The following is a 14,836-nucleotide window of genomic DNA, read 5'->3' on the forward strand; positions in this document are numbered from 1 at the left end:
GTGTGCCTGAATTACCAGAAGTAGAACATGTTAAAAGAGGCATTCAACCGTTTGTTCAAGGTCAAACAATTGAATCAGTAGTCTTTTCCGATAAAGTGAAAGAAGGAAAAGCAGCCAATAAAGAAACGATTATTAAAGGTTTAGCGTTAGATACATTTCAATATCTTACAGAAGATTTTGTGATAAAGGATATTGAAAGAAGAAGCAAGTATATTGTTTTCTACCTACAACGTGATGACGAAGAAAGGATTTTAATCAGTCATTTAGGAATGGCTGGTGGTTTCTTTGTGGTTGACAGCGTAGAGGATATTAGTGTGGCAAATTACCGTAAACACTGGCATGTTATTTTTAAATTGAATAATGGGAAATTACTTGTTTACTCTGATATACGAAGATTTGGAGAAATAAGAAATGTACCTTCATTTGAGGCATATCCCTCATTTTTAGAAATTGCGCCAGAACCGTTTACTGAATCAGCCATGCCTCACTATTTATCTTGGTTTGGCAAAAAGCTATATCAAAATAAACCAATTAAACAAATGATTTTAGATCATAGAGTGATATCGGGTTGTGGGAATATATATGCATGTGAAGCCTTATTTAGAGCAGGTATTCATCCAGCTAGACTATCCAAAGATTTGAATCATCAAGAGCGAGAAATGTTATTTTATTATGTTCGAGAAGTACTTGAAGCGGGTATAAAATACGGTGGTACAAGCATATCTGATTATCTACATGCAGATGGTAGTAAAGGATCTATGCAATTGCATTTGAATGTATATAAACAAAAGGTGTGTAAAGTTTGTGGAAATGATATTGAAACACAAGTGATTGCTACAAGAAATAGTCATTTCTGCACTACATGTCAAAAATAAAGGATGAGTGAAAATTATGCCAAAAGTTATAGGACTAACTGGTGGTATCGCATCAGGTAAATCAACTGTATCTGAATTGTTAACAGCACATGGCTTCAAAGTAGTGGACGCAGATGTTGCAGCACGACAAGCGGTAGCAAAAGGTACGAAAGGGTTAGAACAGGTAAAAGCTGTATTTGGTGAAGCGGCGATTGATAAAGATGGAAATATGGATCGTGCGTATGTAGGAGACGTTATTTTTAACCATCCGGAAAAAAGATTAGAATTAAATGAAATCGTACATCCAATAGTCCATGATATCATGCAACAAGAAAAAGAAGATTACCTCAAACAGGGGTTTAATGTGATTATGGATATTCCACTATTATTTGAAAATGAATTGCAAGATATGGTCGATGAAGTATGGTTAGTCTATACTTCTGAAAGTATTCAAATTGAAAGATTGATGGAACGAAATGATTTATCTATGGAAGATGCTAAAGCACGTGTATATAGTCAAATCTCTATTGATAAAAAACGCAGAATGGCTGACCATGAGATAGATAATCGTGATACCAAATTAGAACTAAAGCAAAATTTAGAACGGTTACTCGTTGAAGAAGGTTACATTGATACTGATACTGAGAAAGTACAGTAAGGCTGAATATAACGATAATCTCAACTTCATGATGAGTATGTTCTATATATAATTAAACAGTCTAGTCATTGAGTTAATTACACAAGCCCATTCCATTTGCGTCTGCATTGGAGTGGGCTTGTGGTTGTTCTTCTGTAAATCGGTGAGGGGAGCAACATAAGAAATACACGATGACTAAGGATTTTTGTGATGGAAAAAGAAAAATGAATAACGTTAAAGAAAACGCTTTCTTAATCTATAATTTATGTTATACTATTTCCATAAAGTATAACACATAGACAAGGGGTGCTTTCAAATGACGACAAATATTGCAATTAATGGCATGGGAAGAATAGGTAGAATGGTACTGAGAATCGCGCTGAAAAATGAAGATTTAAATGTAGTAGCGATTAATGCGAGTTACCCACCTGAAACCATTGCCCACCTTATTAATTATGATACTACGCATGGTGCATACGATTTAAAAGTAGAACCCACTGAAAATGGTATCAAAGTTAATCAACACGAAATAAAATTAGTATCTGACAGAAATCCAGAACATTTACCATGGCAATCACTAGGGATAGATATAGTAATTGAAGCGACAGGTAAATTTAATCATGGAGATAAAGCGGAAGCACACATTACAGCAGGTGCTAAAAAAGTATTGTTAACTGGGCCATCTAAGGGTGGGCATGTACAAATGATAGTGAAAGGGGTTAATGATGATCGTTTAGATATTGAAAAGTATGATATTTTTAGTAATGCGTCATGTACTACCAATTGTATAGGACCAGTTGCTAAAGTATTAAATGATCAATTTGGTATTCAAAACGGTTTGATGACTACAGTACATGCGATTACAAATGATCAAAATAATATAGATAATCCACATAAAGATTTGAGACGTGCGCGTTCTTGTAATGAAAGTATTATACCAACTTCTACTGGTGCAGCGAAAGCGCTTAAAGAGGTGTTGCCAGAGTTAGAAGGCAAATTGCATGGTATGGCATTACGTGTACCAACAAAAAATGTGTCGTTAGTTGATTTAGTTGTTGATTTAGATACAAATGTTACAGTGGATCAAGTCAATCAAGCATTTAAAGACCACGACTTAAACGGAGTTATTTCCACAGAAGATGCACCGCTTGTATCGATGGATTATAACACCAACCCTCATTCAGCTATCATTGATACACAAAGTACAATGGTAATGGGGGCAAACAAAGTGAAGGTTATCGCTTGGTACGATAATGAGTGGGGTTACTCTAATAGGGTAGTAGAAGTGGCCGCATATATTGGACAATTATTAAAAAATGATATTGCAGCTGTAGTAAATTAACTTGTTTGAATGTCAAAAGGTATTATAAGGATTTTAGTGATATCTAAAATATATGTAAAATAATATAAATAGTTACTCCTTTTAAAGCGTTACGTTACTTCGTGACGTTTTAAAAGGAGTGTTTTTTATGAAATAAAGATAACCAATAGTGATAATAACAAGAAAGAGAAGTTTTTGTATCTTCGTAGATAAGCCACACATATTAAAAGTAAAATTCTAGATATTAGTGTTTGTATAATAATTTTACTTTTATGTATTCGTTGTATAAGTAAAATGTGTAATAGCCATTCTTTTGTGACGTACATATTTATAGTATAATGGGATATAATCAAATTGAGAGGGTGATAATTCGATGAAATGCCCGAAATGTAATTCGACTCATTCTCGTGTTGTAGACTCTAGACATGCAGATGAAGTTAATGCGATTCGACGTAGAAGAGAATGTGAAAAGTGTGAGACGAGATTCACAACTTTTGAACATATAGAAAAAAGACCGCTAATTGTAGTCAAAAAAGATGGTACAAGAGAACAATTTTTACGTGAAAAAATATTAAACGGTTTAGTACGCTCATGTGAAAAAAGACCTGTACGATATGAACAATTAGAAGAAATCACGAATAATGTTGAATGGAAGTTGCGCGACGATGGGCACGCTGAAATTTCATCAAGAGAAATAGGAGAACATGTCATGAACTTACTCATGCATGTAGACCAAGTATCCTATGTAAGATTTGCGTCTGTGTATAAAGAATTTAAAGATGTTGATCAATTACTACAATCGATGCAAGGTATCTTAGCCGAAAATAAACGGAGTGATTCATAAATGGCTTTACAATCATATGATTATGGTTTGCGACCGCATGACAATTTCACAGTTATACGGCATTTTCACATAAATCATAGTCATTTAGAAATTTTAAATCGTTTGTATACGCCGATGATAGGATCAAGTGCGATTGGCTTATATCATTATTTAGATCAATTTGTTGAATTTAAGACAGATTCAGTGCTCACACATTACATTATCATGAGTGAATTGAAAATAAATCTTTTAGATTTTAGAAAAAGTATGGATTTACTAGAAGGTATCGGTTTAGTGAAATCATTCGTAAAGCATGATGCACAACATTCTTCGTTTGTATATCAACTGATACAACCGCCTTCCGCAAAGCAATTCTTCTCAGATCCAATGTTATCCGTGTATCTTTTTAGCGAAGTAAGCAAACAACGTTACCAACAATTAAAACAACATTTTGAAGATAAAGATCAATTAGATATGACGTTATTTCAAGATGTGACACGCCAATTTACAGATGTTTTTAAAATTCCTAATCAAGAACTACACAATGATACCAGTGACATTCAGAGTGAGGCAACATATGAAGGATTAAATTTATCACGCGTGAAGTTTGATTTTGAAACACTCTATGATCTATTACAATCACACTTTGTGAGTACAAAAATCATCGATAAAGAAGCGAAAGCATTAATCATACAAATTGCTACATTATATGGTTTAACTGCTGAATCAATGAAACGTATTATATTGAAATCTATTACGAGCGCTCAAGAGCTATCATTTGAAGAATTAAGAAAGCATGCAAGAACATTTTATTTGATAGAACATGAACAACAGTTGCCTAAATTACAAGTTAAGTCTGACTCAGTTCAGTCTCATTCATCTGAGCGTCTTACTAAGGATAAACAAAGCGAATCAAGTCACTGGTTAGAACAATTAGAAGAAACAAGTCCAATAGATATGTTGGCTTCTTGGTCAGAATCGGAACCTACACCACAACAAAAGTATATGATTGAAGAATTAGTGGAACGGGAACAGTTATCGTTTGGTGTAATTAATATTTTATTACAATTTGTTATGTTGAAAGAAGATATGAAACTGCCGAAAACCTATATACTTGAAATTGCATCGAATTGGAAGAAAAAGGGAATAAAGACAGCGGAAGAAGCATATAACTATGCGTTGAAAGTGAGTCAACCTAAAGATGAACATAAACCAAGCAAACCATATTATAAACAAAAGCAATTAGCTTCAAGAGAAATGACACCTAAATGGTTAGAAGAACGAGATCATACAAATCAAAATGACATGTCTATGAATCAAACTGAAGATGATGAAAAACTAAAAAGCGATAGGGAAGCATTTTTAAATCAATTAAAAACAAGATGGAAGGAGGATACTGAATGAAATCCTTTAATAATATCATGGGTGAGTCAAATGATTTAACAAAACGTATAGCTAAAATAAAAAAAGATGTCGTTAGTGACACAGATGTGAAACAATTTTTAGAATCGCATCAAGCAGAAGTTACAAATGCGATGATTGACGAGGATTTAAACATTTTGCAAGAATATAAAGATCAATTGAAACATTATGACGGTCATGCCTATGCAGATTGTCCTAACTTTGTGAAAGGGCATGTGCCTGAATTATATATTGAAAATGAGCATATCAAAATTCGTTACTTACCTTGCCCATGTAAAATCAAACACGATGAGGATAAATTTAATGCGCATTTAATTACTTCACATCATATGCAAAGAGATACATTAAATGCCAAGCTTAAAGATATTTATATGGATCGAAGAGATAGATTAGAAGTTGCAATGGCGGCCAATAAAATCTGTGATCAAATTACAAATCATGAGCCACAAGTTAAGGGGTTATACCTACATGGCCCATTTGGCACAGGCAAATCATTTATTTTAGGTGCCATGGCAAACCAATTAAAAACTGAGAAAGTGCCATCTACTATTGTATATTTACCTGAATTTATCCGTTCTTTAAAAGGCGGTTTTAAAGATGGTAGTTTTGAAACAAAATTAGCACGTGTAAGAGAAGCTAATGTATTAATGTTAGATGATATAGGTGCAGAAGAAATTACACCTTGGGCAAGAGATGAAGTAATTGGCCCTTTATTACATTATCGAATGGTCCAAGAATTGCCAACGTTCTTTAGTTCTAATTTAAGTTTTGAGGAACTTGAATATCACTTATCTGTAACACGAGATGGGACTGAAAAAACTAAGGCTGCAAGAATCATGGAAAGAATAAAAACATTATCTACACCATACTACTTAGAAGGAAAAAATTATCGCAACGATTGAAATCTAGTATAAATGTTGTATAATATAATTAAATCTAAATCGAAACGAAATAATACAAAGACGCGATGAATAAATCACTGCTTCACAGAAAGCCAATGTCTGATGAAATTTTGGCAAGTATATTTATTGATTACTACTTTGTAAATGATGTTGTAATAAACATCCGGCTCAAGACCGTTATCTTAAGTAGAGTAAAGATTTGTTTGCATATTGCGAACGGTTCTTTAATTTAGGGTGGTACCACGAAGACCTCGTCCCTTTCTGGGATGGGGTCTTTTTGTGTACTTTGAAGATAATGGAGTTGTGTTTTGATTTAAGAGCTTGAATAAATTGGAGGGTATTTCATGGATCAAATTAATATTAAGTTTCCTGATGGTAATTCAAAAATATTTGATAAGGGAACAACTACAGAAGATATTGCACAATCTATAAGTCCTGGACTAAGAAAAAAAGCAGTTGCTGGTAAATTTAATGGTCAACTAATTGATTTAACTAGACCTATTGAGGCAGATGGAGCAATTGAAATCGTAACACCAGGTACTGACGAAGCACTAGAAGTATTGCGCCATTCAACAGCACATCTTATGGCTCAAGCATTAAAACGTCTATACGGAAATGTAAATTTTGGTGTTGGCCCTGTAATTGAGGGTGGTTTTTATTATGATTTTGATATGGAAGAAAGCATTTCTTCTGATGACTTTGAAAAAATCGAAAAAACAATGAAGCAAATTGTTAATGAAAATTATCCAATTGAGCGTAAAGTTGTAACACGAGATGAAGCTAAAGCCTTTTTCTCAAATGATCCATATAAATTAGAATTGATTGATGCGATTCCAGAAGATGAGCTTGTAACTTTATATTCACAAGGTGAATTTACTGACTTATGTCGCGGTGTCCATGTACCATCAACATCTAAGATAAAAGAATTTAAATTATTATCTACAGCAGGTGCATATTGGCGCGGTGACAGTAACAATAAAATGTTACAACGTATTTATGGTACAGCCTTTTTTGATAAAAAAGAGCTTAAAGCACATCTTCAAATGTTGGAAGAGCGTAAAGAACGTGACCACCGTAAAATTGGTAAAGAATTAGAATTATTTGCTAATAATCAATTGGTTGGCGCAGGATTACCATTATGGTTGCCAAATGGTGCGACAATACGTAGAGAAATCGAACGTTATATTGTCGATAAAGAAGTGAGCATGGGATATGATCATGTGTACACACCAGTTATGGCAAACGTGGAGTTATATAAAACGTCTGGACACTGGGATCATTATCAAGAAGATATGTTCCCTACAATGAAATTAGATGAAAATGAAGAAATGGTCTTAAGACCAATGAACTGTCCTCACCATATGATGATTTATGCAAACAAACCGCATTCATATCGTGAGTTACCAATTAGAATTGCTGAGTTAGGTACAATGCATCGTTACGAAGCAAGTGGCGCTGTATCAGGTTTACAACGTGTGAGAGGCATGACACTTAATGATGCACATATATTTGTTAGACCTGATCAAATCAAAGAAGAATTTAAGCGCGTTGTTAACTTAATCATTGATGTTTATAATGATTTTGGTTTTGATAATTATAAATTCAGATTAAGTTACAGAGACCCAGAAGACAAAGAAAAATACTTTGATGATGATGAGATGTGGAACAGAGCGGAAAGCATGTTAAAAGAAGCATCTGATGAACTTGGCTTAGACTATGAAGAAGCGGTGGGAGAGGCTGCATTCTATGGTCCGAAATTAGATGTTCAAGTACAAACAGCTATGGGTAAAGAAGAAACGTTGTCTACAGCACAATTAGACTTCTTATTGCCAAAAAAATTCGATTTAACTTACATTGGTAATGATGGTGAACATCATAGACCAGTTGTTATTCATCGTGGCGTAGTATCTACTATGGAACGATTTGTCGCATTCTTAACTGAGGAGACTAAAGGTGCCTTCCCAACATGGTTAGCGCCTAAGCAAGTAGAAATAATTCCTGTTAATGTAGATATTCATTACGATTATGCAAGAGCTTTACAAGATGAGCTTAAATCACAAGGCGTTAGAGTTGAAATTGATGACCGCAATGAAAAAATGGGTTACAAAATTAGAGAAGCACAAATGCAAAAAATACCATACCAAATTGTTGTAGGTGACAAAGAGGTAGAGAATAATGAAGTTAATGTAAGAAAATATGGTTCACAAGATCAAGAAACTGTTGAAAAAGATACTTTCATTTGGGATTTAGTAGATGAGATTAGATTGAAAAAACAAAGATAGTCTTGAAAGTCTTGTTAAAATCATGTATATTACTGATGAGTGAAATAAATTAATATTCATATCAAATTTGAGTTAGAGGTTGCATCTTCAAAGAGTAATTATTCAGAAGCCAAATGGGGCGTATGTTGAAATAATGAAAGGTGGAAATGCCGAAACTTGTATTGACCATTTACAATGCGAGTTGGGACAGTTTTCGAAAGAAACTGGACTGTCACATGTGTGATGTGCTACCTATATAAATGCTATTATTAAAATGGTTGCATATCTATTAGGTATGCAACCATTTTATTTTGGGCAAAAATTTATAATGCATATGTTTTCGGGATAGAGCAAAAGTTTATAGTTAAACGTGTAATTGAATGGACTTCATTACAATAAAGTGATTGTATACTATAAATGACACAATCTTAAGCATATAGAAAGTTAACCTCTAAGTTTATAAAGAAAGGAAGCTTCTATGGCAAAACAAGAAATTCAAAATGATGGAATTCAAAGGGGACTAAAAGATCGTCATATTTCCATGATTGCAATCGGAGGATGTATTGGTACTGGGCTATTCATGACTTCAGGAGGCGCAATACATGACGCGGGTGCTTTAGGTGCTTTATTAGCCTATGCAATTATTGGTGCGATGGTTTTCTTCCTTATGACATCATTAGGAGAAATGGCAACATATTTACCTGTATCAGGTTCATTTAGTACTTATGCTACACGCTTTGTGGACCCGTCCCTCGGATTTGCATTAGGATGGAATTATTGGTTTAACTGGGTAATTACAGTGGCAGCAGATGTTACTATTGCTGCTCAAGTTATACAGTATTGGACGCCGCTGACAGGCATACCAGCATGGAGTTGGAGCTGTCTATTTTTAGTTATAATTTTTGGACTTAATGCTTTATCCGTAAGGGTTTATGGTGAAAGTGAGTATTGGTTTGCATTAATTAAAGTAGTAACGGTAATCATCTTTATTATTATCGGATTGTTAACGATACTAGGTATTATGGGTGGAGAATTTGTAGGCTTTGACATATTCACTAAAGGCGACGGCCCTGTGTTAGGCGGTAACCTTGGAGGTAGCTTGTTAACTATTTTAGGTGTGTTCTTAGTTGCAGGATTCTCATTCCAAGGCACAGAATTAATTGGTATTACAGCTGGAGAATCTGAAAATCCAGAGCGAGCAGTACCAAAAGCAATTAAACAAGTCTTTTGGAGAATATTATTATTCTATATACTTGCGATATTTGTAATTGGAATGCTGATTCCATACGATAGTGCTGCTTTAATGGGCGGCGGAGATGATGTGGCAACATCACCGTTTACACTTGTATTCCAAAATGCAGGTTTAGCATTTGCTGCATCATTCATGAATGCGGTAATCTTGACTTCAGTATTATCTGCAGGTAATTCGGGAATGTATGCTTCCACGCGTATGCTATATTCAATGAGTAAAGATAAACTTGCATTCCCTGTATTTGGTAAAACAAATAAGAGTGGTGTGCCTTATATGTCATTACTCGTTACTGCAGTAATTGTAATTGGTATTTTTGTTTTACAACACTTGAGTGGTGATGCTTATGAGTATATTGTTGCAGCAAGTGGAATGACTGGTTTTATTGCATGGGTAGGTATAGCGATTAGTCATTATAGATTTAGAAAAGCATTTGATAAACAAAATTATGATAAATCTAAATTGAAATATAAAGCGAAATTATTCCCATTTGGTCCAATATTCGCAGGTTTCTTATGTGTGGTTGTAATCATTGGTCAAGACGTAGACTTTATTAAAACAGGCGCATTTGATCTTAATAGATTCGTTATTACGTATATGGGGATACCAGTATTTTTAGCATTTTTCATTTATCATAAACTGAGATATAAAACAAAAATTGTTCCTTTAGAACAGGTGAATTTAAGACAAGATGTTAAAATGGATAATAAATAAAACATGAAATGTTACAAAAACTATTGACTTGTCTCAAAATTGTTGCTAATATAGGTAACGTTGAATACGAAACGAACCAAGTAGAAGCTCCCGCTTCTCACCTGTAGCGACGCTAATTGCAGTTGGCAGGTCTATATATACATGATTATGTCATGTGTAGAAGAGAGCGGGTATATTGTATACTCGCTCTCTTTGCTTGGGATAATTTCGTAAAAATCTTGGAGGTGTCAACCATAGCAAAAGATCAGACTCAAGTTAACGAAAAGATTCGCGCAAAAGAATTACGTTTAATCGGACAAGATGGAGAACAAGTCGGCGTAAAATCTAAGGCTGAAGCTTTAGAAATGGCTGAACGTGTTGGTTTAGATGTAGTCATAATGGCTCCGAATGCTAAACCACCTGTTGCTAGAATTATGGATTACGGAAAGTATAAATTCGAGCAACAGAAAAAAGAAAAAGAAATGAAGAAGAAACAAAAAACAATTAACCTTAAAGAAATTCGTTTAAGTCCTACAATTGAGGAACATGATTTCCAAACTAAATTGAAAAATGGACGTAAATTTTTATCTAAAGGCGATAAATGTAAAGTTTCTATTCGTTTCAGAGGTCGTGCGATTACGCATAAAGAAATTGGTCAACGTGTTTTAGAAAAATTTGCAGAAGAATGTAAAGATATCGCGACAGTTGAGCAAAGACCTAAAATGGATGGGCGTCAAATGTTTATCATGCTTAATCCGATAAATGAAAAATAAAAAAGATATTACAGGAGGAAATGAATCATGCCTAAAATGAAAACACACCGTGGAGCAGCTAAACGTGTTAAAAGAACTGGTTCAGGTCAATTAAAACGTTCTAGAGCTTTCACATCTCACTTATTTGCAAACAAAAGTACTAAACAAAAACGTAAATTACGTAAAGCTTCATTAGTAAGTAAATCAGATATGAAACGCGTAAAACAATTATTAGCTTATAAAAAATAATTGACGATATTGATTTATCACATTGACTTATAAAAGATTGAAGATATTTTGAGGAGGAATTTATTATGCCACGAGTTAAAGGTGGAACAGTAACAAGAGCTCGTCGTAAAAAGACGATTAAATTAGCTAAAGGTTACTTCGGTGCAAAACGCACATTATACAAAGTAGCAAAACAACAAGTAATGAAATCAGGACAATACGCTTTCCGTGACCGTCGTCAAAGAAAACGTGATTTCCGTAAATTATGGATTACACGTATCAACGCGGCAGCACGTCAACATGATATGAGCTATTCAAGACTTATGAACGGTTTGAAAAAAGCTGAAATCGATGTTAACCGTAAAATGCTTTCTGAAATTGCTATTTCAGATGAAAAAGCTTTCGGTGAATTAGTTGCTAAAGCTAAAGAAGCTTTAAAATAATTATCTAAAATAAAGAGATGTACAACTGTGTACATCTCTTTATTTTTGTTTTGATATCTATCAATCATTTGATAAAATAACAAAGAAGTCATATACGAAGGAGAAACGGATGTCTAAATTTGATGAAATGATTACAGTTGTTCCAAGAACAATTTTATTTAATAATGAAAAGAATCAATTTAATGGATTCCTTGATAAAAACGCTGCTAAGGGTCAAGAAGTTTTTGATACGCTTTCTAAATATGAAGTTAAGCGACGTGGAGATATGGAAGAAGATCCAACATATAAACAGTTGATTTCATACTGTATTTTAGAAAATGAACATGATGAAATATTGGTTTATGAGCGTTTGTCAGGTGGCGGCGAGTCACGTCTTCATGGTCAATCTTCAATTGGTGTAGGCGGTCATATGAACGATGTACTAGGCGCTGAATCAATTAACGAAGTGCTTAGAATCAATGCGCAAAGAGAGCTAGAAGAAGAAGTAGGTTTGCCTGATCATAAATCTCAAAATTTAGCTTACATAGGTTTTATTAATGATGATACAAATGAAGTTGGAGAAGTTCATTTAGGTGTAGTGTTCAAGATTAAGGTGAGCAGTATCGATGTAGAAGCTAAAGAAACAGATACATTAAGGATTAAATGGGTTGACCAAAGTAAGATAGACAATTATGATGAATTTGAAACATGGAGTTCTTTAATATTAGAAGCATTACAGTAGGGGTGTTTAATAATGTCTGACATCATTCCTTTTCCGCGTTCAAAAGAAAAATTAATACGAGAAATTAAACAGTCCTTTAATCAAAATGATTTTGATCGAACTTATGAACTTTTTGAAGTGTTCGAACAGCAATTTGAACTAGATGAACAAATGTCATTGTTAAAATGTGCGACGCTTTATCGAATGGAGCATTATCTTGAATTGCGCGAGGAGGCTATCATTTTATTAAAGCAAGGTGTCACTAAATATGATGATTTGATGGTTTATTATGTTAAGAGTTTAAATGGTTTAGGTCAGTATTATGAAGTGATTGAAGTGATTGATCAAATTATGGATGAAGTTAATGAGCATAAAACGAGAATGGAATTGTTTCCTATAAAAGAATATGCTTTAAGTCAAATCGATAAAGATAATGAACACGCTGCACAGATGTTACAACGATTTGCAACATTGTCGCTGCGTGAACAAATCAATACGATGCTCACTTTAATTGATCATAATCAATACCGTTATACCGGATCGATAGTCAATTTATTACAAGAAATGGCATTGGCACCCAATGTTATTTGTATAATGCTTGAATATTTACGTTTCGCCGGATACAATCAAAGCATTCGTGTTCAGAAGTACGGTCACACTATGGAAGTGCAACCAAGCCAACTTTCTGGACTTGAACAAACGGTACTAAAGACAAAAGTGCTTCCAGCAGTTGTTCGTCAGATTGAAGATGACGCAGCGCAAATTATAGATGAAGCGCACCACGTAATGAATAATCATGCTATATTACTTTATCCATTAGATATTGAAAGTATCGCTTCAGTGGATGAGTGGGTGAATGCCTATATAAATTATTTTAAATCAATGTTAGGCTTGGAAGATCTAGACACAACTAATAGTGTCGTCAGTTTTATTGCAACAATAGATTTACCAGAATAATTAACATTATGTAATTTGGGTAGTTAATTATAGTAGTATTATAAAATTAAAATTAATTTCAACAAGTCATATTATATAGATTGTAATTTCATTGTTTGTGTAGAGCAATCACGTATGCTATAATAGTGAAGTTGAAAAAATAAAATAGGATAATCATGGAGGTTTTTATACATGACAGCAACTTGGGAAAAAAAGGAAGGTAACGAAGGTGTTTTATCCGTTACAGTTCCAGCAGAAAAAGTAGACAAAGCAATTGATCAAGCTTTCAAAAAAGTGGTTAAACAAATTAATGTACCTGGATTCCGTAAAGGGAAAGTACCACGTCCAATATTTGAACAACGCTTTGGTGTAGAAGCATTATATCAAGATGCAGTTGATATCTTATTACCAGAAGCATATGGTGAAGCTATTGACGAAACTGGAATTAAACCAGTTGATCAACCGGAAATCAACGTAACTTCAATCGAAAAAGGTAGCGAGATGACATTTGAAGCTACTGTAGTAGTTGAACCAGAAGTTGAATTAGGTGATTACAAAGGTGTAGAAATCGAAAAACAAGAAGTTGAATTAACTGAAGAAGAAGTTCAAGAATCAATTGACCACCAATTAGGCCACTTAGCTGAAATGGTAGTTAGAGAAGATGGTGCTGTTGAAGATGGCGATACAGTAAACATTGACTTTGATGGTTATGTTGATGGAGAACAATTCGAAGGTGGACAAGCTGAAGGTTACGACCTTGAAATAGGTTCAGGTTCATTTATTCCAGGATTCGAAGAACAATTAGTAGGCGTTAAAACTGGTGAAGAAAAAGACGTTACTGTTACTTTCCCAGAAGAATACCATGCTGAAGAATTAGCTGGCAAAGAAGCTACTTTCAAAACGAAAGTTAATGAAATTAAATATAAAGATGTTCCAGAATTAACAGATGAAATTGCTAATGAGTTAGATGCAGAAGCTAACACTGTTGATGAATACAAAGAAAATGTACGCAAACGTTTAGCTGAACAAAAAGAAACGGATGCTGAAAACGCTCAAAAAGAAGAAGCAATTAATAAAGCTGCAAACAACGCTTCAATTGAAATTCCAGAAGCTATGATTAATACTGAGTTAGATCGTATGGTTCAAGAATTTGGACAACGTATGCAACAACAAGGTCTTAACTTAGAAACTTACTTCCAAATTTCTGGACAAGATGAGTCTCAATTAAGAGAACAAATGAAAGATGATGCAGAAGAACGTGTTAAAACAAACTTAACATTAACTGCAATTGCTGACGCTGAAGCTGTTGAAGTAACAGATGCTGATATCGATGCTGAATTAGAAAAAATGAGTGAACAGTTTAACATGTCTGCTGAAGACATCAAACAAACACTTGGTAATACAGATATCATCAAAAATGATGTACGTATCCAAAAAGTTATCGACTTATTAGTAAAAGAAGCGAAATTAGTAGAACCATCTAAAGATGACTCAGAAGCGTAACTAAATATAACGAGAGCAAATATTTTGTGAATTATATGTTAGTCGTTTAATATAGTAAACCAGTAGCAGATGCATTCAATTAATGTATCTGCTACACTATTTTGTGCAAATA

The 14,836-nt window shown here is 34.0% G+C and carries 14 protein-coding genes, 1 riboswitch and 1 other annotated feature; all 14 genes read left to right on the forward strand.

Going from position 1 to position 14,836, the window contains the following annotated elements:
• Positions 1-2 precede the first annotated feature (2 nt).
• The 14 genes from mutM (at position 3) to tig (ending at position 14,724) form a co-directional block, all read left to right on the forward strand.
• Entirely contained in the window at positions 3-875 is an 873-nt protein-coding gene (mutM, locus tag QMO72_RS06110) for a bifunctional DNA-formamidopyrimidine glycosylase/DNA-(apurinic or apyrimidinic site) lyase (protein ID WP_103267587.1), read from the forward strand.
• A gap of 16 nt (positions 876-891) precedes the next feature.
• Positions 892-1,512 carry a dephospho-CoA kinase gene (gene coaE / locus QMO72_RS06115; RefSeq protein ID WP_103267588.1) on the forward strand — a complete coding sequence of 207 codons (621 nt, stop codon included), beginning with the start codon at positions 892-894 and terminating at the stop codon, positions 1,510-1,512.
• 295 nt (positions 1,513-1,807) lie between these two features.
• Positions 1,808-2,833, forward strand: coding sequence for a type I glyceraldehyde-3-phosphate dehydrogenase (gene gap / locus QMO72_RS06120; protein WP_103267589.1), 1,026 nt, complete (start codon positions 1,808-1,810; stop codon positions 2,831-2,833).
• A gap of 352 nt (positions 2,834-3,185) precedes the next feature.
• Positions 3,186-3,656 carry a transcriptional regulator NrdR gene (nrdR, locus tag QMO72_RS06125; protein ID WP_046836674.1) on the forward strand — a complete coding sequence of 157 codons (471 nt, stop codon included), beginning with the start codon at positions 3,186-3,188 and terminating at the stop codon, positions 3,654-3,656.
• Positions 3,657-5,039, forward strand: a complete 1,383-nt coding sequence (gene dnaB / locus QMO72_RS06130) for a replicative helicase loading/DNA remodeling protein DnaB (RefSeq protein WP_103267590.1) — start codon at positions 3,657-3,659, stop codon at positions 5,037-5,039.
• Positions 5,036-5,959, forward strand: a complete 924-nt coding sequence (gene dnaI, locus QMO72_RS06135) for a primosomal protein DnaI (protein ID WP_103267591.1) — start codon at positions 5,036-5,038, stop codon at positions 5,957-5,959. Before dnaB ends, dnaI begins: the two co-directional genes overlap by 4 nt.
• A 344-nt stretch (positions 5,960-6,303) precedes the next feature.
• Positions 6,304-8,241, forward strand: coding sequence for a threonine--tRNA ligase (thrS, locus tag QMO72_RS06140; protein ID WP_103267592.1), 1,938 nt, complete (start codon positions 6,304-6,306; stop codon positions 8,239-8,241).
• Positions 8,242-8,306: 65 nt separating this feature from the next.
• A riboswitch (Lysine riboswitch) is annotated at positions 8,307-8,479 on the forward strand.
• A gap of 219 nt (positions 8,480-8,698) precedes the next feature.
• Entirely contained in the window at positions 8,699-10,183 is a 1,485-nt protein-coding gene (locus QMO72_RS06145) for an amino acid permease (RefSeq protein ID WP_103267593.1), read from the forward strand.
• A 72-nt stretch (positions 10,184-10,255) separates the two neighbouring features.
• Positions 10,256-10,384: a sequence feature (ribosomal protein L20 leader region), on the forward strand.
• 23 nt (positions 10,385-10,407) lie between these two features.
• Positions 10,408-10,935 (forward strand): translation initiation factor IF-3, encoded by a 528-nt coding sequence (gene infC, locus QMO72_RS06150; protein ID WP_046836832.1) that lies wholly within the window; start codon positions 10,408-10,410, stop codon positions 10,933-10,935.
• A gap of 27 nt (positions 10,936-10,962) precedes the next feature.
• Positions 10,963-11,163 (forward strand): 50S ribosomal protein L35, encoded by a 201-nt coding sequence (gene rpmI / locus QMO72_RS06155; RefSeq protein WP_103267594.1) that lies wholly within the window; start codon positions 10,963-10,965, stop codon positions 11,161-11,163.
• 65 nt (positions 11,164-11,228) lie between these two features.
• Positions 11,229-11,585, forward strand: a complete 357-nt coding sequence (rplT, locus tag QMO72_RS06160) for a 50S ribosomal protein L20 (protein WP_069823860.1) — start codon at positions 11,229-11,231, stop codon at positions 11,583-11,585.
• 109 nt (positions 11,586-11,694) lie between these two features.
• Positions 11,695-12,306 (forward strand): NUDIX domain-containing protein, encoded by a 612-nt coding sequence (locus QMO72_RS06165; RefSeq protein WP_103267595.1) that lies wholly within the window; start codon positions 11,695-11,697, stop codon positions 12,304-12,306.
• 12 nt (positions 12,307-12,318) lie between these two features.
• Positions 12,319-13,242 carry a hypothetical protein gene (locus QMO72_RS06170; RefSeq protein WP_103267596.1) on the forward strand — a complete coding sequence of 308 codons (924 nt, stop codon included), beginning with the start codon at positions 12,319-12,321 and terminating at the stop codon, positions 13,240-13,242.
• 171 nt (positions 13,243-13,413) lie between these two features.
• Positions 13,414-14,724: a trigger factor gene (gene tig / locus QMO72_RS06175; protein ID WP_069823863.1), complete on the forward strand. Its 1,311-nt coding sequence runs from the start codon at positions 13,414-13,416 to the stop codon at positions 14,722-14,724.
• Positions 14,725-14,836: the final 112 nt, after the last annotated feature.

Origin of the sequence: Staphylococcus casei (genome assembly GCF_030294405.1) — a bacterium.
Classification (GTDB): Bacteria; Bacillota; Bacilli; order Staphylococcales; family Staphylococcaceae; genus Staphylococcus; species Staphylococcus succinus.